The sequence below is a fragment of the Mesorhizobium sp. M8A.F.Ca.ET.161.01.1.1 genome, from assembly GCF_004792105.1.
Classification (GTDB): domain Bacteria; phylum Pseudomonadota; class Alphaproteobacteria; order Rhizobiales; family Rhizobiaceae; genus Mesorhizobium.
Genome location: NZ_SRTD01000489.1, coordinates 1 through 283 on the forward strand (window position 1 = coordinate 1; position 283 = coordinate 283).

General features: G+C 57.6%; 1 pseudogene. It reads right to left on the reverse strand.

Annotated elements, in window-relative coordinates:
* Positions 1-259, reverse strand: a pseudogene (locus EN804_RS36685) (ABC transporter substrate-binding protein); the annotation flags it as partial.
* Positions 260-283: the final 24 nt, after the last annotated feature.

Here is a 283-nt window from a genome sequence, read left to right on the forward strand (position 1 = left end):
GCTCTTCCGATCTGTCGCTCGCATAATCCACCAGCGGCAACCGGAAAGGTACGGTCGCAACCGTCAGCTTTCCATCGGCGACGAACTTGTGGCCGGCAGGCAGAAGCTTGATCGCCTCCTCCACCTTTTCTGCGCGAACGCGACCCTTCTGCTCCGGCGACAGGTCAACCTCCTGCGCATGCGCTGCCGGGATGAGCGCGGCAGTGGCCGTGAAAAGACCACCGGCGAGCAGGGATAATAATTTCGATGAAAAAGCCATGTGAGTGTTTCCTTTTTGTTGATT